The sequence below is a fragment of the Streptomyces beijiangensis genome (assembly GCF_017315755.1).
GTDB classification, from domain to species: Bacteria; Actinomycetota; Actinomycetes; order Streptomycetales; family Streptomycetaceae; genus Streptomyces; species Streptomyces beijiangensis.
In genome coordinates, this window is record NZ_JAFLRJ010001289.1 from 1 (window position 1) to 336 (window position 336).

Annotated in this window: 1 pseudogene; it reads right to left on the reverse strand. The window is 71.4% G+C overall.

The features are described from left to right. A pseudogene (locus J0695_RS41545) lies at positions 1–336 on the reverse strand (hypothetical protein); the annotation flags it as partial.

The window sequence follows — 336 nt, forward strand, 5'->3', positions numbered from 1 at the left end:
GAGAAGACCTGCTGTTGCGATGAGGAAGGCCGGGGAAGTGCCGGTGAAGGCGTGGGCCTTGACGTTGCCCTCGGTGGCGTGAACGCCCGTGGGGTCGGTGCGGACCCAGGTGACGCCTTCCAGGGCTGCGCCGCGGATCTGCCAGGCGGAGGCGTGGAGTTCCAGGCGGATGGGGCGGCCCAGTTCGTCCAGGGCCAGGTCGATGGAGCCGGCGTGGTCGCCGGTGGGGGTCGTCGTCTGGGAGACGTAGCGCCAGCCTGAGGGGCCTGGGGCGCAGTGGAAGTGCTCTTCGCCCAGGGGGGCGTGGTCGTGGGGGTCGTGCAGGGAGTAGCGGCC